24 protein-coding genes are annotated in these 24,266 nt (G+C 65.2%); 8 read left to right on the top strand and 16 right to left on the bottom strand.

The window, feature by feature from the left end; translation table 11 throughout:
• Position 1 precedes the first annotated feature (1 nt).
• The gene (locus LDZ23_RS02350; protein WP_244807714.1) at positions 2–1,261 is read right to left on the bottom strand and encodes an efflux RND transporter periplasmic adaptor subunit; all 1,260 of its coding nucleotides are present in this window, start codon (positions 1,259–1,261) and stop codon (positions 2–4) included.
• A 449-nt stretch (positions 1,262–1,710) separates the two neighbouring features.
• Between LDZ23_RS02350 and LDZ23_RS02345 the strand changes: the two genes are divergently transcribed.
• Complete coding sequence (locus tag LDZ23_RS02345) at positions 1,711–2,355, top strand: TetR family transcriptional regulator (RefSeq protein WP_033536527.1); 645 nt, start codon at positions 1,711–1,713, stop codon at positions 2,353–2,355.
• Positions 2,356–2,365: 10 nt separating this feature from the next.
• On the opposite strand, the gene LDZ23_RS02340 is transcribed toward LDZ23_RS02345, so the two are convergent.
• The 6 genes from LDZ23_RS02340 to LDZ23_RS02315 all read right to left on the bottom strand — a co-directional run bounded on the left by LDZ23_RS02340 (position 2,366) and on the right by LDZ23_RS02315 (position 7,990).
• Positions 2,366–3,157: an SRPBCC family protein gene (locus LDZ23_RS02340; RefSeq protein WP_008351310.1), complete on the bottom strand. Its 792-nt coding sequence runs from the start codon at positions 3,155–3,157 to the stop codon at positions 2,366–2,368.
• A 74-nt stretch (positions 3,158–3,231) separates the two neighbouring features.
• Complete coding sequence (locus LDZ23_RS02335) at positions 3,232–3,609, bottom strand: DUF427 domain-containing protein (protein ID WP_008351311.1); 378 nt, start codon at positions 3,607–3,609, stop codon at positions 3,232–3,234.
• 143 nt (positions 3,610–3,752) lie between these two features.
• Complete coding sequence (locus tag LDZ23_RS02330) at positions 3,753–4,247, bottom strand: hypothetical protein (RefSeq protein WP_008351312.1); 495 nt, start codon at positions 4,245–4,247, stop codon at positions 3,753–3,755.
• A 140-nt stretch (positions 4,248–4,387) separates the two neighbouring features.
• Positions 4,388–5,893, bottom strand: coding sequence for a DegQ family serine endoprotease (locus tag LDZ23_RS02325; protein ID WP_008351314.1), 1,506 nt, complete (start codon positions 5,891–5,893; stop codon positions 4,388–4,390).
• Between the two features lie 133 nt (positions 5,894–6,026).
• Positions 6,027–7,328 carry an ATP-binding protein gene (locus LDZ23_RS02320; RefSeq protein WP_008351315.1) on the bottom strand — a complete coding sequence of 434 codons (1,302 nt, stop codon included), beginning with the start codon at positions 7,326–7,328 and terminating at the stop codon, positions 6,027–6,029.
• Positions 7,328–7,990, bottom strand: a complete 663-nt coding sequence (locus LDZ23_RS02315) for a response regulator (protein ID WP_008351316.1) — start codon at positions 7,988–7,990, stop codon at positions 7,328–7,330. The genes LDZ23_RS02320 and LDZ23_RS02315 overlap by 1 nt, the downstream gene beginning before the upstream one ends.
• Before the next feature lie 262 nt (positions 7,991–8,252).
• Here LDZ23_RS02315 and dacB point away from each other — a divergent pair, with 262 nt between their 5' ends.
• Positions 8,253–9,851, top strand: coding sequence for a D-alanyl-D-alanine carboxypeptidase/D-alanyl-D-alanine endopeptidase (gene dacB / locus LDZ23_RS02310; protein WP_244807713.1), 1,599 nt, complete (start codon positions 8,253–8,255; stop codon positions 9,849–9,851).
• Positions 9,852–10,074: 223 nt separating this feature from the next.
• Positions 10,075–11,178 (top strand): SGNH/GDSL hydrolase family protein, encoded by a 1,104-nt coding sequence (locus LDZ23_RS02305; RefSeq protein WP_008351318.1) that lies wholly within the window; start codon positions 10,075–10,077, stop codon positions 11,176–11,178.
• A 231-nt stretch (positions 11,179–11,409) separates the two neighbouring features.
• Here LDZ23_RS02305 and LDZ23_RS02300 read toward each other — a convergent pair whose 3' ends face one another.
• Genes LDZ23_RS02300 through LDZ23_RS02285 form a run of 4 tightly spaced genes read right to left on the bottom strand, consistent with a single transcriptional unit; the run spans position 11,410 to position 15,075 of the window.
• Complete coding sequence (locus LDZ23_RS02300; protein ID WP_244807712.1) at positions 11,410–12,429, bottom strand: L-threonylcarbamoyladenylate synthase; 1,020 nt, start codon at positions 12,427–12,429, stop codon at positions 11,410–11,412.
• A gap of 20 nt (positions 12,430–12,449) precedes the next feature.
• Positions 12,450–13,637: a 5-(carboxyamino)imidazole ribonucleotide synthase gene (locus LDZ23_RS02295; protein ID WP_008351320.1), complete on the bottom strand. Its 1,188-nt coding sequence runs from the start codon at positions 13,635–13,637 to the stop codon at positions 12,450–12,452.
• 25 nt (positions 13,638–13,662) lie between these two features.
• A complete protein-coding gene (gene purE / locus LDZ23_RS02290; protein ID WP_008351321.1) occupies positions 13,663–14,175 on the bottom strand; it encodes a 5-(carboxyamino)imidazole ribonucleotide mutase in 513 nt (170 codons plus the stop codon).
• A 9-nt stretch (positions 14,176–14,184) separates the two neighbouring features.
• A complete protein-coding gene (locus LDZ23_RS02285) occupies positions 14,185–15,075 on the bottom strand; it encodes a phosphoribosylaminoimidazolesuccinocarboxamide synthase (RefSeq protein WP_008351322.1) in 891 nt (296 codons plus the stop codon).
• Here LDZ23_RS02285 and LDZ23_RS02280 point away from each other — a divergent pair.
• The gene (locus tag LDZ23_RS02280) at positions 15,068–15,217 is read left to right on the top strand and encodes a hypothetical protein (RefSeq protein WP_160172878.1); all 150 of its coding nucleotides are present in this window, start codon (positions 15,068–15,070) and stop codon (positions 15,215–15,217) included. The two genes, LDZ23_RS02285 and LDZ23_RS02280, sit on opposite strands and share 8 nt — an antisense overlap.
• Here LDZ23_RS02280 and fba read toward each other — a convergent pair.
• The 5 genes from fba to LDZ23_RS02255 form a co-directional block, all read right to left on the bottom strand.
• Complete coding sequence (fba, locus tag LDZ23_RS02275) at positions 15,202–16,266, bottom strand: class II fructose-bisphosphate aldolase (RefSeq protein WP_008351323.1); 1,065 nt, start codon at positions 16,264–16,266, stop codon at positions 15,202–15,204. The genes LDZ23_RS02280 and fba overlap by 16 nt on opposite strands.
• 176 nt (positions 16,267–16,442) lie before the next feature.
• Complete coding sequence (gene pyk / locus LDZ23_RS02270) at positions 16,443–17,879, bottom strand: pyruvate kinase (RefSeq protein WP_008351324.1); 1,437 nt, start codon at positions 17,877–17,879, stop codon at positions 16,443–16,445.
• A 352-nt stretch (positions 17,880–18,231) separates the two neighbouring features.
• On the bottom strand, positions 18,232–19,428 hold the full coding sequence (locus tag LDZ23_RS02265) for a phosphoglycerate kinase (RefSeq protein ID WP_008351325.1): 1,197 nt from the start codon (positions 19,426–19,428) through the stop codon (positions 18,232–18,234).
• Positions 19,429–19,835: 407 nt separating this feature from the next.
• On the bottom strand, positions 19,836–20,159 hold the full coding sequence (locus LDZ23_RS02260) for a branched-chain amino acid transport AzlD family protein (protein ID WP_008351327.1): 324 nt from the start codon (positions 20,157–20,159) through the stop codon (positions 19,836–19,838).
• Positions 20,156–20,902, bottom strand: a complete 747-nt coding sequence (locus tag LDZ23_RS02255) for an AzlC family ABC transporter permease (protein WP_244808100.1) — start codon at positions 20,900–20,902, stop codon at positions 20,156–20,158. Before LDZ23_RS02255 ends, LDZ23_RS02260 begins: the two co-directional genes overlap by 4 nt.
• Positions 20,903–21,257: 355 nt before the next feature.
• Here LDZ23_RS02255 and LDZ23_RS02250 point away from each other — a divergent pair, with 355 nt between their 5' ends.
• From LDZ23_RS02250 to LDZ23_RS02235, 4 genes are all read left to right on the top strand, one after another.
• Complete coding sequence (locus LDZ23_RS02250; RefSeq protein WP_008351330.1) at positions 21,258–22,178, top strand: branched-chain amino acid transaminase; 921 nt, start codon at positions 21,258–21,260, stop codon at positions 22,176–22,178.
• Positions 22,179–22,244: 66 nt separating this feature from the next.
• Positions 22,245–22,442 (top strand): zinc-finger domain-containing protein, encoded by a 198-nt coding sequence (locus tag LDZ23_RS02245; RefSeq protein WP_008351333.1) that lies wholly within the window; start codon positions 22,245–22,247, stop codon positions 22,440–22,442.
• Between the two features lie 126 nt (positions 22,443–22,568).
• Complete coding sequence (gene waaF, locus LDZ23_RS02240; RefSeq protein WP_008351335.1) at positions 22,569–23,642, top strand: lipopolysaccharide heptosyltransferase II; 1,074 nt, start codon at positions 22,569–22,571, stop codon at positions 23,640–23,642.
• A gap of 165 nt (positions 23,643–23,807) precedes the next feature.
• Positions 23,808–24,254 (top strand): nuclear transport factor 2 family protein, encoded by a 447-nt coding sequence (locus LDZ23_RS02235; RefSeq protein ID WP_008351336.1) that lies wholly within the window; start codon positions 23,808–23,810, stop codon positions 24,252–24,254.
• The last annotated feature ends 12 nt before the right edge of the window (positions 24,255–24,266 follow it).

Here is a 24,266-nt window from a genome sequence, read left to right as displayed (position 1 = left end):
TTTATTGCGCGCCCGATGCAGCGGAGGCGGCCGATGCGGCTTGCGGACCGCTGGCAGCGCTCGCGCCGCTGGCACCGGCCGGCGCCGATGCCGCCTGCGCATCCGATGCGCCGGCTACGGGATACGGGAATTTCGCGTCGACCGGCTTCACCTGCATGCCGGGCTTCGCCTTCTCCACGCCGTTCACGATCACGCGGTCGCCCGGGTTCAGGCCGCTGTCGACCACCCAGTTGTTGCCGAACGTGCTGCCCGTGACGAGCTGGCGCAGTTCCACCTTGTTGTCCTTGTTGACGACGAGCGCGGTCGGCGTGCCCTTCTGGTCATGCGTGACGCCGATCTGCGGCACGACGAGCGCGTGGTCGTTCGTGCCTTCCTGAATCCGCGCGCGCACGAACATGCCCGGCAGAAGCACGCGGTCCTTGTTCTGGAAGATCGCGCGCACCGTCACCGAACCGGTGCTCTGGTCGACGCTCACGTCGGAGAACTGCAGCTTGCCCTGCTCGGTGTACGTGCGGCCGTCTTCGAGCTGGAGCGTGACCTTCGCGGCGTGGATGCCTTCGGTCTGCAGACGGCCTTCCTGAATCTGACGGCGCAGGCGCAAGCCTTCGACGCTCGATTGCGTCAGATCGACGTAGATCGGATCGAGCTGCTGCACGGTCGTGAGCAGCGTCGCGGCGCTCGCCTGAACGTAGGCGCCCGGCGTGACCTGCGAGAGACCGGTGCGGCCGGTGATCGGCGAGACGACGTCGGTGTAGCCCAAGTTGATCTGCGCGGTATCGACCGATGCTTTGCCCGCGGCGACATCCGCGACGGCCTGGCCTTGCGCCGCGACGGCGTTGTCGTAATCCTGCTTCGACACGGCATTGGCCGCGACGAGGATCTTGTAGCGCGCGACGAGCGCATTCTGCGACGCGACGTTCGCCTGCGCCTTCGCGAGCGTCGCCTTGGCGTTGTTCAGCGCGGCGATGTACGGCGCCGGATCGATCTTGTAGAGACGCTGACCGGCCTTGACCTCGGAGCCTTCAGTGAACTCGCGGCGCAGCACGATGCCATCGACCCGTGCGCGCACTTGCGCGACCAGATAGGCGTTGGTGCGGCCCGGCAAATCGACGATGACCGGCACGCTCGTCGGCTGCACGGTGACGATACCCACTTCGGGCGTTTGCGGCGGAGGCGCTGATTGTTTTTGCCCGCACGCTGCCAGGAACACGGCAGCCGTCGCGGCGGTGATTAAGCGGAGTGGAACCCGTTCGACGCGCATGGAGCGACCTCTGTCTAAGACTGAGAGTGAAGTTTGGGCACGCGGCGGCCTTCCCCGGGCAACGCCGCGCACGAGCGTCCTTCGGGACGCTGTGAATACACCAACTTGTCCGGCGAGTGAGCGGCGACGCCAGCCTGCGCGTGACGCCTCATACCCGTGCGCGACGCTCGGAGGCGTCGCCCGTGGCCACAGGACGGCCAGAACGGGCAATGGAAACGCAAGCTTATGCGAAATCCGCCCGCCGGATGAATTTGTGAATATTCGTAAACGGGTGGTATTGTATATACATTCACGAATGAATGTAAAAAACCGTACGTGTTTCTCCCCATTGGCGATGAGAAGAAACCGCTCCGGGGAATCGATTACGTTCGACGAACCTTCGACAGAGTCGTCCACAGAGCGGCTTACAAACGGCAGTAGCAGGAGCAGACGGCCACCGGCCGCAGGATATGGTCAGACGAACCAAGGAAGAAGCGCAGTTGACGCGCAACCGCGTACTCGACGCGGCCGAGCGCGTCTTCTACGAAAAAGGGGTATCGCGCACGACGCTCGCGGACATCGCGCAGGCGGCGGGCGTCACGCGCGGCGCGATCTACTGGCATTTCGCCAACAAGGGCGATCTCTTCAACGCGATGTTCGACCGCAGCCTTTTGCCGCTCGACGAACTCGTGGAATCCACGCTGGACGGCAAGGAGGAAGACCCGCTCGCGCGTTTGCATGAACTCTTCGTCTGGTGCATGCGCAACATCACGACCGACGAGCAGCGGCGCCGCGTCTTCGACATCCTCTTCATGAAATGCGAATTCGTCGAGGAAATGGGGCCGGTGCGCGAGCGGCATCAGAACAACATGCGCGACGGCATGGAGCGCATCGAGCGCGCGCTGCGCAACGCCGTCGAAAAGAAGCAGCTTCCGGCGACGCTCGACACGCGCCGCGCGATGACCATGCTCCACTGTCTCTTCACGGGCATCCTGCACGATTCGCTGATGCTGCCCGACATCGTTCATCCGGAACGCGACGCCGAAGCGCTCATCGACGCATGCTTCGACGCATTGCGCTGCAGCCCGTCGCTGCTGATGCCCGCGAGCGCCTGATTCGCGCCGTCTATTGCGAACCGATGCGCTGCGCGAAATACGCGAACAGCGCGATGCACACGAGCATCGCCGCCCACGCCCATATCGGCAGGCCGAGCGGATGCGGATCGTGGGAATGATCGCGGTCGTTGTGCACGAATCCGTGTCCGTGCAGCCGATGCCGCAGCACGCCGCTCGCGTGGGCGTCGGCGGAATGCCCGCGCATCGCGCCCGAGCGACGCGAGAACGCCGCCGACATCGCGCCCGGCCGCAAGAACACATGCCGGCGCTCGGCGCTTGCGCCTGCCGCGCGCATCGACGGCAAGCCGTGCTTCGCACGCACCACTTCGCAGAACTCGGCGAAGAAATCGTCGGCGCCTTCACGAAGCGCGTTTTCGATCTGACGCGCGGGCAAGCCGGCGAGCGGTCCCGAGACCGTCGCCCAGACGGTGTATTCGATCCACGTCGCGGCGCCGTCGTCATCGGGATTGAGCGCGACCGCGATCTGCCCGCGCAATGAGCCGACGCCTTCGCCGCGCGCCTTGAAGCTCAGCGTGCGCGCGTACGCGCCGTCGTGCGACGCGTCGCTTTCGCCTTCTTCATGCGCCGCCTGTCGCGTGCGCCCGGCGGCGTGCGCGCGAATTTCGTAGCGCGCCCGCAGCGCGCCGAGCGGCACGATCAGCGTGAGGACATACTCGCCGTTGGGCGTGCGCGTAAACGATTCGCAATTGTCGAGGCTCGCGCGCAGCAACGCGAGATCGGAGAGCGCCTCGCGGACGTGCGCGCAATCGAGCGGAACGCACAGCGCATCGGTGACTTCCATTCGAGCCTCCGGGACAAGGATCGCATGCGTTCGTTATGGCGGAGCGGATGTAAGGTGTCTGTTCGGATGCGCGCCTAGGAAGTCTCGTCGATGCGATCGACGCGCGAACCGTAGAACGCGAGATAGCCCTTGATTTTCGCGGCGGCGTCGAGCGGCGCTTCGTAGCTCCACGCGGCGTTCTCGACCGGGCCGTCTTCGGTCAGCAGATGATAGTGCGTCGCCTGGCCCTTCGTCGGGCAGTGCGTGGTGTGAATCGAGCGTTCGAGGCGCGCCATGTTCACGTCGGCGCGCGGGAAGTAGTGCACTTTCTCCGCGCCCTGCTCGACGAGCGTGAGGGATGCGTGCGTATCGGCGTAGGTCACGCCCTGATGGATCACGCGGCAGCGCCGGCCGTTCAGCGTGATCTCGATGTGATGCGCCGTTTCGTGCCCGACGTTCAGTTCCGTGCCCATCGTGCTGCCCCTCCGCGTAAGAACCGGCTTCCAAAGAAAAAGCCACGAGTCATCGAGACACCCGTGGCTTAATTATGAGACAAACTTCCGATCCTGCGTGAGCGCTTTCGACGGCCCGGGCGTTTCCCTTTCGACGCCCGCGCTTACTGAATGTTCCAGTGGAATGCCGCCTTGGCCTTGCCCGGCCCCGCGACCGTCACGGCCTGCTTTTTCTCCTGATCCTTGTACTTCGCGTAGACCGTATAGTTGCCGGGCGGCAGCTTGACGAGCATGTACGGTCCCATCGATTCCGTGGACAGCACCTCGCCGCCCTTGCCGCCGACGACGCGCACATGCACGCCCGAAAGGTAATCGGAAGTCGGACCCGTGAAGCGCAGCGATAGCGGCCAGTGCGCCTGTTCGCGCAACAATGCGCGCGACTCGTCGAGGCCGACGCCGCCCGACGTATACGAAACGTCGCCTTGCTGCTCGATCTGCGGCAGGCCGCCGCCGTTGGTGTTGCCGGCGCTCGACAAATCGGTCGCCGTGCCGCCCGAGGCGCCGCTCGCCTGCTGCGCCCAGGCGCTGCCCGCCATGCTCGCGCTCGCCGCCGCAACGAGAAGCGCGGCCGCCAGCCTGCCCGTGGTTCTGCTCGTCATGTTTTCAGCTCCTTTTTCCGATGCCGCCGCGCTCGAAAGCGCCGGCGGCGTCACGCCCGATGCGTCGGTTTCACGCGATGGGGCACCAGGGAACCCGGGAGCATGCTTCGTGCCCGCGTCGCGGCCGCCGATGCGCTGCGTCAGCCGAGATCGACAGGCACGAAGATCTGCGCGTCGTCGCGCTGGATCAAAAGTGCGATGCTGTCGCCCGCGTGCTGAACCATCGACTTCAACTGTTGCACGGACGTCACCGGCTGGCCGTTGACGGCGAGAATCACGTCGCCCGGCTGAATGCCCGCGTTCGCTGCCGCGCCGCCCGCCTGCTGCACCAGCAGGCCGCGCGAGAGCGAATCGTTCTGCCTTTCTTCCGGCGTAAGCGGACGCACCGCGACGCCGAGGCGCGCATCCTGCGCCGACGATTCGTCACCGCCGCCGGTCTTCGCGCTCGCGGTCTTCGTGTCCTTCAACGCGCCGATGGTCACGCTGAGATCCTTCGCGCTCTTGTCGCGCCACACCGTGACCTTCGCGGACGTGCCCGGCGCGAGACCCGCGACCTGCGACGGCAGCGAGGTCGAATCCGTGACCGGCTCGCCGTTGAGCGCCGTGATGACGTCGCCCGGTTGCAGACCCGCCTTCGCGGCCGGCCCGCCCGGCTCGACCGAGCTCACGAGCGCGCCTTGCGGCGACTTCATGCCGAAGGAATTCGCGAGCGTCTGATTCATGCCCTGCACCGTCACGCCGAGACGGCCGCGATCGACGTGACCCGTCTTGATGAGCGCGTCCTTGACCTTGATCGCCTCATTGATCGGGATCGCGAACGAAAGGCCCTGGAAGCCGCCCGTCTGCGAATAGATCATCGAATTGATGCCGATCACTTCGCCTTGCAGATTGAAAAGCGGCCCGCCGGAGTTGCCCGGATTCACCGGCACGTCGGTCTGGATGAACGGCGTGTAGTTCTCGTTGGGCAGCGCGCGCGACTTCGCGCTGATGATGCCCGACGTCACCGTGTTGTCGAACCCGTACGGCGAGCCGATCGCGACGACCCACTGGCCGACCTTGCTGCCGTTCGGATCGCCGATCTTCACCGTCGGCAGGCTCTTCGCGTCGATCTTCAGCACGGCGACGTCCGACTGCTTGTCCGCGCCGATGACCTTCGCGCGGTATTCGCGCTTGTCCGTGAGCTTCACGGTGACGACGTTCGCGTTATCGACTACGTGCGCGTTGGTGAGGATGTAGCCGTCGCTGCTGACGATGAAGCCGGAGCCGAGGCCTTCGCTCGGACGATCCGCGCGCGGGCCGCCATCGCCGCCGCCGAAGCCGGGCATGCCGCCGAAGCGCTTGAAGAACTGATAGAAGGGATCGTCGGGGTCCATCGGCAACTGATTCTGGCCGCTGCGCGCGGACGTCTGCTTGACGACGTGCTTCGCGCTGATGTTGACGACGGCCGGGCCATACGTTTCCACGAGACCGGAGAAATCGGGGATGCCCGTCTTGGCCGCGGCTTCGGCGGGCATCATCGCGGCGGCTTGCGCGGGCGCGATGACTTGCGGTGCAGGAACGTTGTTATGACCCGCCACGTAACCCGCCGACAAGGCGACGGCAACGGCAGCCGCGACGGCGCTGCGGGTAAGAATCTTCGCTTTCATCGTGTGTGCTCCTGACGAGGGATGCGCTCTCACGGAGCGCGCTTTATCGATGGAGCAAGGTTACGGGGCGTCGCTTAAACCGCTCTTAAAAGAGGAGAAAGAGCGGCTTGCTTCGGCGCGGCGGCCACGCGCATCAGAACGTTACGGCCACCTTGAGACCGCTCGCGCTCGACTCCGCCAACGTCACCGTCGCGCCATGCTGCTGCGCGATCCGCTTCACGATCGCGAGCCCGAGGCCGCTGCCGGACACATCCGTGCGGGCGCGATTCGCCCCTTCGCCCACGCGATAAAACCGGTCGAACACCCTTTCTCGCTCTTCTTGAGGAATGCCCGGTCCGGTATCGGAGATTTCGACGACGGGACGGCCATCGGCGAGACGAAGGCACACGTCCACGCGGCCGCCGCGAGGCGTGTACTTCGTCGCGTTGTCGATGAGATTGTTGAACATCACGCGCAGCGAATCGGGATCGCCGTTCACGGTCGCCGGTTCGCTCTCCTCGATGCCGAGATCGACGCCGCGTTGCTGCGCCACCAGCACCGAGCCGCGCACGCATGATTCGAGCAGCGCGGCGAGATCGACCGATGCGAACGCCGCCTTGCCATCCGGTTCCGAGCGGGCGAGCGCCAGCAGTTGCTCCGCAAGCCGCGTCGCGCGCGCGATGCCTTCGTGCAGATCCCTGAGCGCCTCGCGACGCGTTTCGTCATCCTGCGCGCGCGCGACGAGCTGCGCCTGAATCTGCACCGCGGCGAGCGGCGTCCGAAGCTCGTGCGCGGCATCGGCGACGAAGGCCTTTTGCGTGTCGAGCGCCGCCGACAAGCGCGACAGCAGCGCATTCAGCGCACGCACGACCGGCCGCACTTCCTGCGGCAGCGGCCGATCCGGCAGCGGATCGAGCGCTTCCGGATGACGCGTGTCGAGCGCGCGCGTGACGCGTTGCAAAGGCGCGAGCCCGAGCCCGACGATCACCCAGATCGCGAGCCCGAGCAGCGGCAGCAGCAGCACGAGCGGCCACAGCGTGCGCCACGCGACGCCCGCCGCGACGCGATTTCTGATCGACAGCGGCTGCGCGAGCTGCACGACGTTATCGCCGACGATCGCGCTATACACGCGCCATTCGCCGCGCGGCGTCATCTCCGTGGAGAAGCCGAGTTCGGCATGCGGCGCGAGCGGCACGCGCGGATGCGAGAAGTACATCAGCGCGCCGTTGCGATTCCAGATCTGGATGACGACGCCTTCGTCGCTTTCGCTGCGCGAACTGAGCACCGAAGAAAACGGCTCGGACGGCAGCGCGGCCGCGATCTGCTGAAGCTGATAGTCGAAGAGTTCGTTGGCTTCGGCGAGCGCCTGCCGGTAAATGAGCCAGCCCGCGAAGCCCACGCCGACGATCACGAGCGCAAGCAGCCAGATCAGCAATTGCCGGCGGATCGACCGCATCAGGCGTCCTTCGCGACCATGTAGCCGAGGCCGCGCACGTTGCGGATGAGATCGGCGCCGAGCTTCTTGCGCAGCGAATGGATGTAGACCTCGACCGTATTGCTGCCGATTTCCTCGCCCCAGCCGTAGATCTTTTCTTCGAGCTGGCTCTTCGACAGCACTGCGCCGGGCCGCGCCATCAGCGCTTCGAGCAGCGCGAATTCGCGTGCCGACAGCGACACGGGATTGCCCGCGAGCGTCACCTGATGACCGACCGGATCGAGCGTCAGTTCACCGTGCCGAACGAGCGATTCGCCGCGCCCCGCATGACGGCGGATCAGCGCACGCATGCGCGCGCCGAGTTCGTCGAGATCGAAAGGTTTGACGAGGTAATCGTCCGCGCCGGCGTCGAGTCCTTTGACGCGATCCGCGATGGCGTCGCGCGCCGTCACGATCAGCACCGGCAGCGAGTTCGAACGCGCGCGCAGGGTCTTCAATACGTCGAGGCCGTCGCGCTTGGGCAGGCCGAGATCGAGCAGCATCAGATCGTAGGACTCGCCCGCGACCGCCGTGAGCGCGGCCTCGCCGTCCTGGACCCAGTCGACTGCGAAGCCGTCCGCGCGCAGCGCACGGCGCACGCCTTCGGCGATCATCCGGTCATCTTCGACAAGCAGGATTCGCATGGCACATGTCTGTTGATGGTTACGTGGGGCAGCCGGGGGCCGCAAGTCATTGTATCCGCGCGGGGCTTAAACGGGACTTAACGGCGCCGATCGTCCAGCATCGGAGGACAACCGCATGCCGCACCCGAAGCGCGTCGTGCGATGATTTTTTACCCGTACGATTTCCGCAAGCCAGCTTGTCTACAATAGCCGCTTCCTCGCGGCGCGACCCCGCCCGGCCACGCGCCGCCGCTCGTCATCCAGCCAAGAACAACGCTCGTCCATGCCGCCCGTTTCCCGCTCCTTCTCTCGCCGACTGTCTTCGTACGCTCTCGCCGCAGCGTTCGCCTGCGCGACCCTCGGCCATATGCCGGATGCCGATGCGCGCGGCGGCGGCTCGAAGGCCGATGCGCAAGGTCACGCGCCGCAGCGCGCGGCCATCGGCGGGGCGAAGTCGAAGCGCGCGAAAGCCGAGCGCGCGGCGAAAGCGGTCGTGCCGGCCGGCCCGCTGCCCGCATCGGTGATGACGGCGCTCGCGCACGCGCATGTGCCGCTGTCGTCGATGAGCGTCGTCGTGCAGCGTGTCGGCGCGCCGCTGCCGCTCGTCTCGGTGAACGCGAACGAGCCGATGCTGCCCGCATCGACGATGAAGCTCGTCACGACCTTCTCGGGCCTTTCGATGCTCGGCCCGGACTATCGCTGGAAGACGACCGCGTACGCCGACGGCCAGCTCGATGCGCAAGGCGTGCTGCACGGCAATCTGTACATTCAGGGTACGGGCGATCCGAAGCTCGTGCCGGAAGAGCTGATCGATCTCGTCGATCAGATTCGCAAGAACGGCATCACGGGCATCGACGGCGCGCTCGTGCTCGACAAGCGCTACTTCGACGCGTCGACGCGCGATCTGCCCGCGTTCGACAACGACGACAGCGCGCCCTACAACGTCGGCCCCGATCCGCTGCTTTACGCGTTCAAATCGCTGTCCTTCACGCTGACGCCCAACGCCGACGGACAAGTATCCATCGACGTATTGCCGCAACTCGCGCAACTTCAGATCGACAACGAACTGCGCGTGACGCGCGGCGCGTGCGTCGGCTCGCTTTCGGCGGCGTCGCCGAGCGTCGCGCAGACGCAGGGCGGCTTCGTGCAGGCGTCGTTCGTCGGCGACTATCCGCTGCGTTGCGGCTCGCGCACGATCAACGTCGCGGCGCTCGATCATTCGACCTTCTTCGCGGGCGGTTTCCTCGCGCTCTGGAAGCAGGCGGGCGGCACGTTCGCAGGCACGACGCGCGAAGGCCCGACGCCGTCGAATGCGCGCCTCGTCGGCACGCATCGCAGTCCGGTGCTGTCCGATGTCGTGCGCGACATCAACAAGTTCAGCAACAACGTGATGGCGCGCAACCTGTTCCTGACGATCGGCGCGGCGCAACTGAAGCCGCCCGCGACGACGGCGAAATCGGCGACGGCGATCCAGGCGTTCCTGAAACGCAGCGCCCTGCCGATGAACGGTCTCGTGCTCGACAACGGCTCCGGCCTTTCGCGCGACGAGCATATTTCCGCGATCTCGCTCGCCGATCTGCTGATGGCCGCGAACGCGAGTCCGGTCGCGCAGGTGTTCGTCGAATCGCTGCCGATCGCGGGCGTCGACGGCACCATGCGCAACCGTCTAACGAACGCGGGCGCGCTCGGCAACGCGCACATCAAGACCGGCACGCTGCGCGACGTGCGCGCGATCGCGGGCTATGTCGGCGCGGCGAACGGCGAGAGCTATGTGGTCGTGAGTTTCATCAACGATCCGCGCGCCGAGGCCGCGCGCGCCGCGCACGATGCGCTGCTCGAATGGGTCTACGAAGGCGCGCGTCGGCCGGGCATGGCGGATTGAGCGGGCACGGGCGTCTGCAAACACCGAAGATTTCTTCTACGAAGTCGCGTTCGGAAAGACGCGCGCCGCGTGTACGCTGTCGGGCACGGCGCTCGGCCGTAAGCTGCGCGCGCGCCAGGATGGCGCGCGGCATCGCTTAAACTCGCAGCTAGCGGCATGAAGACCGCGACACGGTCTGACGCCGTAATCGAACTAGAAAACAGGTAAGAAGGGAGACGAGGTCATGAAGAAGCAACGCTCGACGCGCGCCGCACTGGTGCGCTTTGCCCAAGTCGCGACGGCCAGCGCGGCCTTCGCCCTGATCGCCGCGTGCGGCGGCGGCGGCGATGACAACAATTCGACGCCCGCGGGCGGCGTGAAGCTGCAAGTGGTGTCGTTCGGCGACAGCCTTTCCGATGTCGGCACGTATGCGCCGGTCGCGGCCGCGAACTTCGGCGGCGGACGGTTCACGACGAATCCGGGTCAGGTGTGGGTGCAGAACGTCGCGCAGTATTACGGCGATACGCTGACGCCGGCGATGACGGGGGGGTTTGGGGTTGCGCCGACGAATCAGTCGGGACTCGGCTATGCGCAAGGCGGCGCGCGCGTGACGAATCCCATGGGCATCGGTCACGCCACGGATCCGAACAGCTACGCGGGCGCGTTGACCGTGCCGGTCGCGACGCAAGTGCAGAACTACCTTGCGGCGCACGGCAGTTTCAACGCGAATCAGCTCGTCATCGTGAATGGCGGCGCGAACGACGTCCTTTACAACTTGCAGTTGGTTAAGGCCGGCGCGATCTCGCAGGCCGATGCATCCACTGCGATCATCACGGCGGCCAAGCAACTCGGCGGAATCGTCGCGACGATCCTGCAGCACGGCGCGACGCATGTGCTGGTATCGAACGTGCCGGATATCGGCACGACGCCGCAGGGCACGATGAGCGACGCGGTCACGCGCGCCGGTCTTTCGAGCGCTTCGATCGGGTTCAATACTGCGCTCGATCAGACGTTGCAGGCGCTCAACATCAAGTCGAAAGTCATCTACCTCGATACGCCGCCGAAGCTGGCGCAGATCACCGCGAACTATCAGCAGTTAGGCTTCACGGTGTCGAATACGGGCACCGCGTGCAACCTGAAGGCGATGGCCGCGGCCGCGCAGAAGTACGGCGAGCCGAATCCGCAGGATTTCGCGACGTCGCTGTTCTGCTCGCCGGAAACATTGACGGTCGCGGGCGCGGATCAGACGTACATGTACGCCGATACCGTGCATCCGACGACGCATCTGCACGCGCTGTACGCGCAGGCCGCGGAGCAGACGATTGCGGCGACGGGGTTGGGGAAGTAAGGGTTGGGGTTTTAGGATGAAAAACCGCTCGGGCGAGGGATCGCCCGAGCGGTTTTTTTGTTGCGGTGAGAAAGGCTCCGCGGGGCGGAGGAATTCGTCGATACGGTCCAGTTTGACGTTCTAGTACGGTCTATCTCCGCGCACGCGGAGGAATCCCTGCATCATAACTTCCTGACCGGAAAGCAAAATCCCCCAAACCCATCTTTCACAAACAGGCGCAAAGTCCAGTAATCACTCTTCCGCCTCGAACGCCGCCGCCGCCCTGCCAAGCCGATCGTTGACAGCAATCCACTCCACCGTCTCCGGCAGCTTCTCGATCAGAATCCGCTCGACATTGGCCCGATCCAGCGCCCGCAGCAAGCCATAAAGATCGCGCGCGTAAGTCTGCGGATCCTCAGGCGCCGCCACGAAGTGAACATCGGCAGCCCGCGCCCATTCCCCCGCGCTCGACGCCCGCGCCACCAGCGCAATCTTCCCGTCACGATTACGAAGCAACGGCTCGATCGAAGCGAACGGCAGCAGCAAAAGCGGCGTGCGCGGCGCGTAATGCGCCTTCAGCGTCCCGGAAGCACGCGGCGCGGTCGCATCCGATCCATCCGGCAGCTTCGGCGCGATCCCGATGACATCCGCGATCTGCCGCGGACTCACATGCCCCGGCCGCAGCAGCGCCGGAAAGCCCCGCGACAAATCCAGAATCGTCGATTCGATGCCGACATCCGCCGCGCCGCCATCGAGCACATGCACGGCATCGCCGAACTCGTCGCGAACGTGCTGCGCGGTCGTCGGGCTCACATGCCCGAAACGGTTCGCCGACGGCCCCGCGACGCCGCCCTGCTTGCCCGTCCCCATTCGCCGCCGATGAAACGCCGACAACAATTGCTGCGCCACCGGATGCGACGGGCACCGCACGCCCACCGAATCCTGTCCGCCGCTGACCGCCGCCGGAATATGCGCGGCGCGCTTGAGAATCAGCGTCAAAGGACCGGGCCAGAACGCATCGATGAGCTTCTGCGCATCGGCGGGCAACTCGCGCACCCAATAGCCCGGATCAGCCTCGGGCGCGAGATGCACGATCACCGGATGACTCGCCGGCCGCCCTTTCGCCGCATAGATGCGCGCGATGGCCTCGGGATTCTCGGCGTCGCCGCCAAGCCCGTAGACCGTCTCGGTCGGAAACGCGACGAGTTCGCCGGCATCGAGCAGGGCCGCGGCTTCGTCGATCTGCGCGGCGCTCGGATAGATGATGGTCATTGCTTCTACTACGAAAAAACTCAATCGAGCGGGATATGCAGCATGCGCGCGCAGTCACGCGCCGCCGTGCGCGCTTCCTCGAGCGTCGCCGCCGTGAAGTTGATGTGGCCCATCTTGCGGCCCCGGCGCGCCTCTTCCTTGCCGTACAGATGCAGCCGCGCCGCCGGCATCGCGGCGACTTCCGCCCACGCGGGCGAACGCGCCTTGTCGCCATCGAACCAGATATCGCCGAGCAGATTCAGCATCGCGGCCGGCGAATGCTGGCGCGTGTCGCCGAGCGGCATGCCGGTCATCGCGCGCACCTGCTGCTCGAATTGACTCGTGGCGCAGGCATCGACGGTGTAGTGGCCGGAATTGTGCGGGCGCGGCGCCATTTCGTTGGCGATGAGCGAGCCGTCTTCCAGCACGAAGAATTCGACGCACAGCACGCCGACGTAACCGAGCTTCGCGGCGATCGTCAGCGCGGCGTCCTGCGCCTGCGCGACGAGCGCATCGGGCGCATCGGGCGCGGGCACGACCGTCCTCGCGAGAATGCCGTTCACATGCACGTTCTGCGCGAGCGGAAACACGGCCGATTTGCCGTCGCCGCCGCGCGCGATCAGCACGGACACTTCGTACTTCAGCGGCATGCGCTTTTCCAGCACGCACGGCACGCCCGACAGCGACGCATGCGCGTTGCGCAATTCCGCGACGTTGCGCACGCTGACCTGCCCCTTGCCGTCATAGCCGAGACGCGCGGTCTTGAGAATGCCCGGCAGCACGGCCGCGATCTTCTCGTCGGGCAGCGCGGCGAGCGCTTCCGTCGATTCGATCACGACATGCGGCGCGACCGGCACGCCCGATTCCGCGATGAAGCGTTTCTCCGCGACGCGATCCTGCGCGATCGCCACGCAACTCGCCGCCGGGCTCACGAACGTGCACGACGCGAGAAATTCGAGGCTGGCGGACGGCACGTTCTCGAATTCCGTCGATACTGCCGCGCACAGTCGGCCGAGTTCCGTGAGCGCGGCGCGGTCGTCGTAGGCGGCGCGGATATGGCGATCCGCGACGGCGCCAGCGGGGCTCGTCTCATCCGGATCGAGAACGGCGACGCGATAGCCCATCGATTGCGCGGCGAAGCAGAACATGCGGCCGAGCTGGCCGCCGCCGACCATGCCGAGCCATGCGCCCGGCAGGATGGGAGAGATCGGGGAGTTTTGTGGATTCATCGTTGGGCCAGATTGCGAAGTGGGATCACAGCGGCGGCAGCGTCATGTCCCGCGCCGCCTGATTCTGCTTCACGCGAAAAGCGGCGAGCGCATCGGCGAATTTCGCATCGGTGACGCTCAATATCGATACCGCGAAGAGCGCCGCGTTCGCCGCGCCCGCCTCGCCGATGGCGAACGTCGCGACCGGCACGCCCTTGGGCATCTGCACGATCGAATGCAGCGAATCGACGCCCTTCAGATACTTGCTCGCCACCGGCACCCCGAGCACCGGCACCGTGGTTTTCGCGGCCAGCATGCCCGGCAGATGCGCCGCGCCGCCCGCGCCCGCGATGATCGCGCGCAGGCCGCGCTCGCGCGCGCTTTCCGCATAGGCGAACATCTCGTCCGGCATCCGGTGCGCCGAGACGACCTGTGCCTCGTACGGCACGCCGAATTCCTGCAGCATCGCGACGGCATGCTTCATCACGTCCCAGTCGGAACTGGAGCCCATCAACACGCCGACGAGCGGCGCTTCGTTCTTGTGTACTTCGTTCGTCATCTTTCTTACTCAGTCGAGCGTCTTGCCGGTCAAACGCTGGAGCGCTTCCTGATACTTCTCCGACGTCTTCGCGATCACGTCGTCGGGCAGCTTCGGCGCGGGCGGTTCCTTCTTCCACGGCTGCGTTTCGAGCCAGTCGCGCACGAACTGCTTGTCGAACGACGGCGGATTCGTGCCCACCTGATAGCCATCGGCGGGCCAGAAGCGCGACGAATCGGCGGTCAGCACTTCGTCCATCAGATAGAGATCGCCCTTGTTGTCGAGGCCGAACTCGAACTTCGTATCCGCGATGATGATGCCGCGCGTCGCCGCGTACTCGGCCGCTTCCTTGTACAACTGGATGGAAATGCGCTTGATCGTCGCGGAAAGCTCCGTGCCGATGCGGCGTTCCATCTCATCGTAGGTGATGTTTTCGTCGTGATGGCCCATTTCGGCCTTGGCCGCAGGCGTGAAAATCGGCTCGGGCAGTTTCTGCGCGTTTTGCAGGCCCGGCGGCAGTTCGACGCCGCACACCGCGCCCGTCGCCTGATAGTCCTTCCAGCCGCTGCCCGCGAGATAACCGCGCACCACGGCTTCGACGAGAATCGGCTCCAGGCGCTTCACGACGACCGCGCGGCCCTTCACCTGCTCGGTTTCGTCCGCCGCGACGACCGTCGCCGGATCGATGCCCGTGTTGTGGTTCGGCACGATGTGGCCGAGCTTCTCGAACCAGAAATCGGCCATCGTGTTGAGCACGCGGCCCTTGTTCGGAATCGGCTCGCCCATGACGACGTCGAATGCGGAAAGCCGGTCGGTCGTCACGATAAGGAGCTTGTCGTCGCCGACGGCGTAGTTGTCGCGGACCTTGCCGCGGCCGAGCAGCGGCAGCGATTTGATCGTGGATTCGTATAGCGTGGACATCGTCATGTACCGGAAAAAAGTGATTCGCCGCTTCGACGTGGGAAGCGGCGAGGAGAAAGACGAACGGGTTCCGAACCCGGAACCCGTTGATTTTACTTTACAAAACCCGGCTGATTCAGATCAGTCTCATTTCACGATCTGAGCCAGCGCGCCGGACTTGTACTTTTCGGCGATCTTGTCGAGCGAAACCGGCTTGATCTTGCCGGCCATGCCCTCGCAGCCGAACTGCATATAGCGCTGGCGGCAGATTTCCTTCGCCGCTTCGCGCGCGGGCTTCAGATAATCGCGCGGATCGAACTTCGACGGATTTTCGAACAGATAGCGGCGGATCGCGCCGGTGATCGCGAGGCGCAGATCGGTGTCGATGTTCACCTTGCGAACGCCGTGCTTGATGCCTTCCTGAATCTCCTCGACCGGCACGCCATAGGTTTCCTTCATGTCGCCGCCGAATTCGCGGATTTCGGCCAGCAATTCCTGCGGTACCGACGACGAACCGTGCATCACGAGGTGCGTGTTCGGAATGCGCTGGTGAATTTCGCGGATGCGGTCGATGGCGAGGATATCGCCCGTCGGCTTCTTCGAGAACTTGTACGCGCCGTGCGACGTACCGATCGCGATCGCCAAAGCATCGCATTGCGTCTGCTTGACGAAATCGGCGGCCTGCTCGACGTCGGTCAGAAGCTGCTCGCGCGTCATCGTGCCTTCGGCGCCGTGGCCGTCTTCCTTGTCGCCCTTCATCGTTTCGAGCGAGCCGAGCACGCCCAGTTCGGCTTCGACCGTGACGCCGATCGAATGCGAGAACTCTACGACCTGCTTCGACACCGCGACGTTGTACTCGTAGGAAGCGACCGTCTTGCCGTCGGCTTCGAGCGAGCCGTCCATCATGACGCTGGTGAAGCCCGAGCGGATCGCGGCCATGCACACCGCGGGCGACTGACCGTGATCCTGATGCATCACGACCGGAATATGCGGATACGACTCGACCGCCGCTTCGATCAGATGACGCAGGAACGCTTCGCCCGCGTACTTACGCGCGCCAGCGGACGCCTGCATGATGACGGGCGCGTTGACTTCGTTCGCCGCCGACATGATCGCCTGCACTTGTTCCAGATTGTTGACGTTGAACGCCGGGAGACCGTAACCGTTTTCCGCAGCGTGATCCAGCAGTTGACGCATTGATACGAGAGGCATTGTGGTGAGACTCCATAAGTGAAACGAATTCTTCAGCGCGCGAACTCGCTCTCGGGCGGTTTTCGGCTTCATCGTCCTGCGCGCTTGACGAAACGAGCGCGGCTGCTGGGACCGCGCTCGCTCCGGACTTGCGACAAATCGCGCGGCGTTTGACCGCGCAGCGTTCTCAAAAACGCTTAGAAGTGATCGCCCACGCGCACGATCTTGAGCGTGTTCGTGCCGCCTGCCTGGCCCATCGGTTCGCCGACCGTCAGCACGACCATATCGCCGCGCGCCGCGTAACCCTTCGACACGACCACTTCCAGCGCCTGATTCAGCGCCGTGTCGCGGTCCATGTTGGTGTCCACGTGCAGCGGCGTCACGTTGCGGTACAGGGACATCGTCCGTTCGCTCGACACGCGCGGCGTCAGCGCGAAGATCGGCACGTGCGTCCAGTGACGCGACATCCACAGCGCGGTCGAGCCGGATTCCGTCAACGCGACGACGGCCTTCGCGCCGAGATGGAACGCCGTGAAGAGCGCGCCCATCGCGATCGACTGGTCGATGCGCGTGAACGTGCGGTCGAGGAAATCGCGATCGAGCTGCGATTCTTCCGACTTCTCCGCTTCGATACAGATGGCGGCCATCGTTTCGATCGTCGTCACCGGATACTTGCCGGCCGCGGTTTCGGCGGAAAGCATCACGGCGTCGGTGCCGTCGAGCACGGCGTTCGCCACGTCGGAGACTTCGGCGCGCGTTGGCACGGGCGCGTGGATCATCGATTCCATCATCTGCGTGGCGGTGATCACGAGCTTGTTCGACTCGCGCGCCATGCGGATCATGCGCTTTTGCAGCGCCGGAACCGCCGCGTTGCCGACTTCGACCGCGAGATCGCCGCGCGCGACCATGATGCCGTCCGATGCGTCGAGAATGCCTTGCAGCGCCGGAATGGCTTCGGCGCGCTCGATCTTCGCGATCATCTTCGGCTTGATGCCGTACGGCGCGCCCGCGATGTTCGCGAGCTGACGCGCCATTTCCATGTCGGTCGCGTTCTTCGGGAACGACACCGCGACGAAATCCGCGCCGAGCGACATCGCCGTCTTGATGTCCTCCATGTCTTTCTCGGTCAGCGCGGGCGCGGTGAGACCGCCGCCCTGACGGTTAATGCCCTTGTTGTTCGAGAGCTCGCCGCCGACCTTCACCGTCGTGTGAATCTCTTCGCCGATGACGCGCACCACGTCGAGCACGATGAGGCCGTCGTTGAGCAGGAGCACGTCGCCCGCGCGCAGGTCGCGCGGCAGATCCTTGTAGTCGAGCCCGACGCGCTCGTTGTTGCCGAGCGTGCAGTTCGCATCGAGGATGAACGGATTGCCCGCGACGAGCATCGTCTTGTTGTTCTCGAACTTGCCGACGCGGATCTTCGGGCCCTGCAGGTCCGCCATGATCGCGACTTCCCGGCCCACCTGACGCGCCGCCTCGCGGACGATTTCGGCGCGCTGGCGGTGATCGTCGGCGGTGCCGTGCGAGAAGTTGAAGCGAACGACGTCGAGGCCCGCCTGCAGCATTTGCAGCAGGACGTCCGGGCTCGTTGAAGCCGGGCCGATGGTGGCAACAATCTTGGTAGCGCGATGCATGTCTTTCCTCGTCTCTGTAGGAACGCCCGTGTTGAGGCCGCGAGCACGTTGCGCTTGCAGTGAGGTGTTGCTCACCGGTTGCGCGCGCGCGCCGGTTCGTGCCGGCGTCGCTTTGTCGATTTCATTCAGGGCATGGGCGGGCACGCCGCCGATGATGACCGGAGGCGTTTCCGGAATCACCGATTCGTCTTCGGGCGCCGTCTGATCGGGTTGAGCCGCTTCCGCGATCACCCGCGCTGCTTCGGCGGCCGCGTCGAGCGCGGCGCCGCTTTCCATTTCTTCGGTTTGCGCGCCGCCGGCTGGCGCGCCCTTCTTTCCTGCTTTCGCCGGATTGTTTCGGGCGGCCAACGCCTCAAGCCCCGGCGCGGGATTCGAGCACTTCGACCGCGGGCAGCTTCTTGCCTTCGAGGAATTCCAGGAACGCGCCGCCGCCGGTCGAGATATAGCTCACCTTGTCGGCGATGTCGTACTTCGCGATGGCCGCGAGCGTGTCGCCGCCGCCGGCGATGGAGAACGCCGACGAATTCGCGATGGCCTGCGCGAGCGTCTTGGTGCCGTTGCCGAACTGGTCGAATTCGAACACGCCGACGGGCCCGTTCCAGACGATCGTGCCGGCCGTTTCGAGTTGCGCGGCGAGCGCCTTCGCGGTGTCCGGGCCGATATCGAGGATGAGGTCGTCGTCGGCGACGTCGGCGACGGGCTTCGTTTCCGCCTTCGCGGTCGCGGCGAATTCCTTCGCGGTGACGACATCGCTCGGAATCGGCACCGATGCGCCGCGCGTGCGCGCCTGTTCGATGATTTCCTTCGCCTCGCCGACGAGATCGGCTTCGGCGAGCGACTTGCCGATCTTCAGGCCCGACGCGAGCATGAACGTGTTGGCGATGCCGCCGCCGACGATCAGCTGATCGACCTTCTCGGCGAGCGACTTGAGAATGGTGAGCTTGGTCGACACCTTCGAGCCCGCGACGATCGCGACGAGCGGACGCTTCGGGTTGCCGAGCGCCTTGCCGAGCGCATCGAGTTCAGCGGCCAAGAGCGGTCCCGCGCACGCGACAGGCGCGTACTTCGCGATGCCGTGCGTCGTGGCTTCGGCGCGGTGCGCGGTGCCGAACGCATCGTTGACGTAGACGTCGCAGAGCTTCGCCATCTTCTGCGCGAGGCCGTCGTCGTTCTTCTTCTCGCCCTTGTTGCAGCGGCAGTTTTCCAACAGCACGACGTTGCCCGGCTGGACCTGAACGCCGTCGACCCAGTCGGCGACGAGCGGCACGTCGCGGCCGAGCAGCTCCGACAGACGCTTCGCGACCGGCGCGAGCGAGTCTTCCGGCTTGAACTGGCCTTCGGTCGGACGGCCGAGGTGCGACGTGACCATCACGGCCGCGCCCGCGTCGAGAGCGGCCTTGATCGCCGGGACCGAGGCGCGCACGCGCGTATCTTCGGTGATGTTGCCGTTATCGTCTTGCGGCACGTTGAGATCCGCGCGGATGAACACACGCTTGCCGGAGACTTTGCCTTCGGCGATCAGATCGGTGAAACGCAGTACTTTCGTCATGGGAGTCAACGTAGATAAAGAAGCGGTTCGGGCGGGAACGGCCGTCGGGGCGGGCCGGTTCGTGGAGTCGCCGCGCGCAGGCCGCCGGGCAGGACGGCTCGCGCGCGGTTCAAGCTGGGGGCGAAGGACGCGCGCTTAAGCCGAACGCGCGCGCGGGATGCGGGAGAAAGGGATGAGACAGATGAATCCGGAGAGGCGCGCAAGCCCTGCCCGGGCGCGGCGATGGAGCCGGGAGCGGCGTGTTGCAAAATGAATTGCAAAACCGTAGCGCGGTGACTGCCGGACACACTTTCGACCTCGCTCACTCGGGAAAGACCCTCATTTTAACCGATCAACCCGGCCGCTTTTAGCGGGCAATCGTTGATGACGCGTATTTGACGCGGCGCGTAGCCATCTCCACGCCGCGGTCAGGCCACGAGCCGCAGCAGCGTGAACACCACCATGCCGACGGCGATCGTGCCCATCATGCCGCGCCGCCACAGGTAATACGCGAGTCCCGCCGCCGATGCCCACAACGCATGGTTCGACAGCCACAGCGAAATGCCCGCGGGCGTTTCGAGCAGATCCGGCACGACGACGCCCGCGAGCGCGGCGGCCGGCGCATAGCGCAGCACACGCTGCACGCGCGGCGGCAGCACCATGCGCTCGCCGCCGATCAGAAAGAGCGCGCGCGTCACCGCCGTGACCACGCCCATGCCGATGATCGCGAGCCAGACTTGCAGCGCGCTCATCGGCTGGACCTCGTGGCATCGGATGCGGATTTGGGCGCGGCCCGCTCGGCGACGACATCCGCGAGCGTGCCCGCGATAAGCGCCGCGAACACCGCGAGCGGCAAGCCGAAACGATACGGCAGATCGAACGCCAGCAACGCGACGACGCTCGCCACCGCGACCGCCGCGAGCGTCGAACGCGTCGCGATAGCGGAAACGATGAGCGGGATCAGCGCGAGCGTGCCGGCGAGTTCGAGGCCCCAGTCATCGGGAATCAGGCTCGCGAGCAAGATGCCGAGCACCGACGATGTTTGCCATGACAACCAGCTCGATATCGCCAGTCCCCAGAAGAACGCCTCCTTGCCGGGCTGCCAGCCGGCAGGAAAATTCCGCTTCGAGAACATCAGATAGATGATGTCGCCGTTGAAATAGCCGAGCAGCAGACGCCGCTTCAGCGGCAGCCACGAGAAATGCGGCGCGAGCCCCGCGCTGAAGATCACGAAGCGCAGATTGACCATCGCGGCGGTCAGGAGAATCGTCCAGAGCGGCAGCTTCGCGGCGAAGAGCGGCAGCACCGCGAGCTGCGACGAGCCCGCGTACACCGCGAACGACATGCCGAGCGCCTGCGGCACGGTGAGCACGGACTTCGTCATCGCGACGCCGGTCACGAGACCCCAGGAAAACGTCGCCAGGACGGCGGGAGAAAAGGTACGCACGCCCTCGAAAAACGCGCGGCGATTGGTGTCGGACAGCCGGTCAAGCATGAGCGAATGCGAGGCGATGAAGACCACCCGTGATGCCAATGCGCGGCCTCGAGCGATTGCGCGATGGATCGGGAAAAACCGGGAAAATCGGGAATGGCGGGCTTCGCCGTTTCGTCCCGCTGTTTTCAGCGGACGGCGAAAGGCAAATTATAGCGTCGTGAAAGGCGCTCCAAGATCGGTTTCGTCGCGAAAAGACGCTAAAATGACGGTCTTTCACAGCCTTTGCGCCTTCATGCGCGCGTTCGCCGGCAATCGCCGATGCACGAACGCGGCGCGAGATGCGCGAGCGCCGCCGCCCGGAAGTCTTTGGCGGCCTGCCCCGAACTCACTTGAACGAGACAGCTAGGAGAACCGTATGTCAATGGCCGACCGCGACGGCAAGATCTGGATGGATGGCAAGCTGATCGACTGGCGTGATGCCAAGATCCACGTTCTGACCCACACGTTGCACTACGGCATGGGTGTCTTCGAAGGCGTGCGCGCGTACAAGACCGCGCAGGGCACGGCCATTTTCCGCCTGAAGGAACACACGAAGCGCCTGCTCAACTCGGCGAAGATCTTCCAGATGGACGTCCCGTTCGATGCCGCGACGCTCGAAGCCGCGCAACTCGAAGTCGTGAAGGCGAACGCGCTCGAGTCGTGCTACATCCGCCCGATCATCTGGGTCGGCTCGGAAAAGCTCGGCGTGTCGGCGAAGGGCAACACCATCCATGTTGCGATCGCCGCGTGGCCGTGGGGCGCATATCTCGGTGAAGACGGGCTCGCCAAGGGCATCCGCGTGAAGACGTCGTCGTTCACGCGCCATCATGTGAACGTGTCGATGGTCCGCGCGAAGGCGTCCGGCTGGTACGTGAACTCGATTCTCGCCAACCAGGAAGCCGTCGCCGACGGCTACGACGAAGCGCTGCTGCTCGACGTCGACGGCTACGTGTCGGAAGGCTCCGGCGAAAACTTCTTCCTCGTGAACAACGGCAAGATCTACACGCCGGATCTGGCTTCGTGCCTCGACGGCATCACGCGCGACACAGTCATCACGCTGGCGCGCGATTTCGGCATCCCGGTGATCGAAAAGCGCATCACCCGCGACGAGGTCTACACCTGCGACGAAGCGTTCTTCACCGGCACCGCCGCCGAAGTCACGCCGATCCGCGAGCTGGACAACCGCACCATCGGTTCGGGCGCGCGCGGTCCGATCACGGAAAAGCTGCAAAGCGCGTTCTTCGACGTCGTCGGCGGCAAGAACGAGAAGTACGCGAGCTGGCTCGCGAAGGTTTAAACAATCTCATGCGACGCGGCGGGCCGTTCGCTCGCCGCGCGACGTACATCACGAAAAGAGATAGCAATGAGCGACCTGAAGGAAATGCCGCTGGTGGAATTGTCGGCGAAGGATCTGCCCGCCTTCTGCCCGAACCCGAAGATGCAGCGCTGGAGCACGCATCCGCGCGTGTTCATCGACGTGACGCACGGCGAGGCGCGCTGCCCGTATTGCGGCACGCGCTACAAGCTGAAAGACGGCGAAGTGCTCAAGGGCGGTCACTGAAGCCCGCGGGGCGCTGGCCGCGCCCTGGCTCACGCGCGCCGTACGCGGCGCGAAACATACCCACGACAATCGACGGCTCGCCCCAAGGCGGCGGGCCGCGTTCATTTTGAGATCGGATAACAACAGATGCGCCGCGCGCTGGTTATAGCACCGAACTGGATCGGTGACGCATTGATGGCGCAGCCGCTCTTCACGCTCTTGCGCAAGCTTCATCCGCGTATCGCGATCGACGCCGTCGCGCCCACCTGGGTCGCACCCGTGCTCGAGCGCATGCCGGAAATCCGCGATGTCTACGCGACCGACCTCGCCCACGGCAAGCTGCAACTGCTGCGCCGCTGGCAGCTCGCGAGTGATTTGCGCGATGTCGGTTACGACGCCGCCTATGTGCTGCCCAACTCCGTCAAATCCGCGCTGATTCCGTGGATGGCGGGCATCAACCTGCGCATCGGCTACAAGGGCGAGAGCCGCTACGGGCTCTTGAACGTGCGCCACGCGAATCCGCCGAAAACCGACCGTCCGCCGATGACCGCGCATTACGCGGCGCTCGCCTATGCGCCGGGCGCGAAGCTGCCGTTCGTCGACCGGTTCGCGCAGCCGGAAGCCGCCGCGCTTCCCGACGCGCAGACGCTGCCGGTGCCGCGCCTCGAAGCCGATCCGAACGAAGCCGCGCGCGTCTCGACGCGCTTCAACCTCGACACGCGCGCGCCGCTCGTCGTGTTCTGCCCCGGCGCGGAATACGGTCCGGCCAAGCGCTGGCCGCCGGAGCATTTCGCTTCGCTCGCCCAGTTCATCGCGCAGTCGTTTCCGTATGCGCGCATGATCGCGCTCGGTTCGAAGAAGGATGCGCCGATCGCGCAGGCCATCGCGGAGCGCGCGCCGATGGTGCGCAACCTGTGCGGCCAGACTTCGCTCGGTGAGGCGTGCGCGCTTATTTCGCGGGCGAGCGCCGTCGTCACGAACGATTCGGGGCTGATGCACGTCGCGGCCGCCTCGCGCCGGCCGCTCGTCGCGGTCTACGGCTCGACCGATCCGCGCCACACGCCGCCCTTGTCCGATCTCGCAAAGGTACAATGGCTGCATCTTGAATGCAGTCCGTGCTTTGCCCGCGAGTGTCCGCTCGGCCATCTGAACTGCCTTCGCGAACTCTCGGCCGAACAGGTCTTCGCCGATGTGCGCGGCATGCTGCTCGCGCATCGTTGATGTTGCGCTCACGCGTCGAAACGCGTGTTCGTACCGGCGGTTTCCGGCCGTGTGTGCGGGTGCGGACACGCGAATGTCTCCGAACGGGGGCATGCTTTGACCAATGACCGTTGCAGCGCGCCGTTTCGTTGGCGTGAAGCATCGAATGCCAGAGACCCACGAGCCATGCCACGTTTCGCCCGCCTCTTCGAAGCCGCCGCCGATACCCTCAACGCTTACTATCAGGCAGTCGCGGACAACAGCATCGACACGGTGATGTCGTTGTGGATCGACGAGGAGTTCGCCACCTGCGTGTGCGCGGACGGCACGCATCTGCACGGGCTGGAAAGCATCCGCGCGGGTCTCGCGAAGCAGTTCGAGACGCAGCCCGTGACCGTCGAGCCGCTCGATATTCGCGTGTACGACAGCCTGGGCACGGTCGTCTATGCGATCGCCGAGGCGCATCAGCCGGCCGAGCCAGCCAGCGCGCCGCGCATGATCTACACGACGTATGTGATGGTTCACGAACGCGGCGAGTGGCGCATCGCGCATATTCACGCAAGCGAGATGCCGATCGAAACCGCGGGCCAGTTCGCCGCGAAGCTGCGTCACGGTCAGGGACCGCTGCACTAAGAAATTCGAAGA

This window comes from Caballeronia zhejiangensis (assembly GCF_022879815.1).
GTDB lineage: Bacteria > Pseudomonadota > Gammaproteobacteria > Burkholderiales > Burkholderiaceae > Caballeronia > Caballeronia zhejiangensis.
Note: the sequence above shows the minus strand (reverse complement) of the source record. Positions and strands in the feature narration are given on the sequence as shown.

What these genes read in the sequence shown, in the direction of transcription:
- LDZ23_RS02350 (WP_244807714.1), bottom strand. Translation starts at nt 1,261, where the DNA reads ATGCGCGTCGAACGGGTTCCACTCCGCTTAATCACCGCCGCGACGGCT.
- LDZ23_RS02345 (WP_033536527.1), top strand. Translation starts at nt 1,711, where the DNA reads ATGGTCAGACGAACCAAGGAAGAAGCGCAGTTGACGCGCAACCGCGTA.
- LDZ23_RS02340 (WP_008351310.1), bottom strand. Translation starts at nt 3,157, where the DNA reads ATGGAAGTCACCGATGCGCTGTGCGTTCCGCTCGATTGCGCGCACGTC.
- LDZ23_RS02335 (WP_008351311.1), bottom strand. Translation starts at nt 3,609, where the DNA reads ATGGGCACGGAACTGAACGTCGGGCACGAAACGGCGCATCACATCGAG.
- LDZ23_RS02330 (WP_008351312.1), bottom strand. Translation starts at nt 4,247, where the DNA reads ATGACGAGCAGAACCACGGGCAGGCTGGCGGCCGCGCTTCTCGTTGCG.
- LDZ23_RS02325 (WP_008351314.1), bottom strand. Translation starts at nt 5,893, where the DNA reads ATGAAAGCGAAGATTCTTACCCGCAGCGCCGTCGCGGCTGCCGTTGCC.
- LDZ23_RS02320 (WP_008351315.1), bottom strand. Translation starts at nt 7,328, where the DNA reads ATGCGGTCGATCCGCCGGCAATTGCTGATCTGGCTGCTTGCGCTCGTG.
- LDZ23_RS02315 (WP_008351316.1), bottom strand. Translation starts at nt 7,990, where the DNA reads ATGCGAATCCTGCTTGTCGAAGATGACCGGATGATCGCCGAAGGCGTG.
- dacB (WP_244807713.1), top strand. Translation starts at nt 8,253, where the DNA reads ATGCCGCCCGTTTCCCGCTCCTTCTCTCGCCGACTGTCTTCGTACGCT.
- LDZ23_RS02305 (WP_008351318.1), top strand. Translation starts at nt 10,075, where the DNA reads ATGAAGAAGCAACGCTCGACGCGCGCCGCACTGGTGCGCTTTGCCCAA.
- LDZ23_RS02300 (WP_244807712.1), bottom strand. Translation starts at nt 12,429, where the DNA reads ATGACCATCATCTATCCGAGCGCCGCGCAGATCGACGAAGCCGCGGCC.
- LDZ23_RS02295 (WP_008351320.1), bottom strand. Translation starts at nt 13,637, where the DNA reads ATGAATCCACAAAACTCCCCGATCTCTCCCATCCTGCCGGGCGCATGG.
- purE (WP_008351321.1), bottom strand. Translation starts at nt 14,175, where the DNA reads ATGACGAACGAAGTACACAAGAACGAAGCGCCGCTCGTCGGCGTGTTG.
- LDZ23_RS02285 (WP_008351322.1), bottom strand. Translation starts at nt 15,075, where the DNA reads ATGTCCACGCTATACGAATCCACGATCAAATCGCTGCCGCTGCTCGGC.
- fba (WP_008351323.1), bottom strand. Translation starts at nt 16,266, where the DNA reads ATGCCTCTCGTATCAATGCGTCAACTGCTGGATCACGCTGCGGAAAAC.
- pyk (WP_008351324.1), bottom strand. Translation starts at nt 17,879, where the DNA reads ATGCATCGCGCTACCAAGATTGTTGCCACCATCGGCCCGGCTTCAACG.
- LDZ23_RS02265 (WP_008351325.1), bottom strand. Translation starts at nt 19,428, where the DNA reads ATGACGAAAGTACTGCGTTTCACCGATCTGATCGCCGAAGGCAAAGTC.
- LDZ23_RS02260 (WP_008351327.1), bottom strand. Translation starts at nt 20,159, where the DNA reads ATGAGCGCGCTGCAAGTCTGGCTCGCGATCATCGGCATGGGCGTGGTC.
- LDZ23_RS02255 (WP_244808100.1), bottom strand. Translation starts at nt 20,902, where the DNA reads ATGCTTGACCGGCTGTCCGACACCAATCGCCGCGCGTTTTTCGAGGGC.
- LDZ23_RS02250 (WP_008351330.1), top strand. Translation starts at nt 21,258, where the DNA reads ATGTCAATGGCCGACCGCGACGGCAAGATCTGGATGGATGGCAAGCTG.
- LDZ23_RS02245 (WP_008351333.1), top strand. Translation starts at nt 22,245, where the DNA reads ATGAGCGACCTGAAGGAAATGCCGCTGGTGGAATTGTCGGCGAAGGAT.
- waaF (WP_008351335.1), top strand. Translation starts at nt 22,569, where the DNA reads ATGCGCCGCGCGCTGGTTATAGCACCGAACTGGATCGGTGACGCATTG.
- LDZ23_RS02235 (WP_008351336.1), top strand. Translation starts at nt 23,808, where the DNA reads ATGCCACGTTTCGCCCGCCTCTTCGAAGCCGCCGCCGATACCCTCAAC.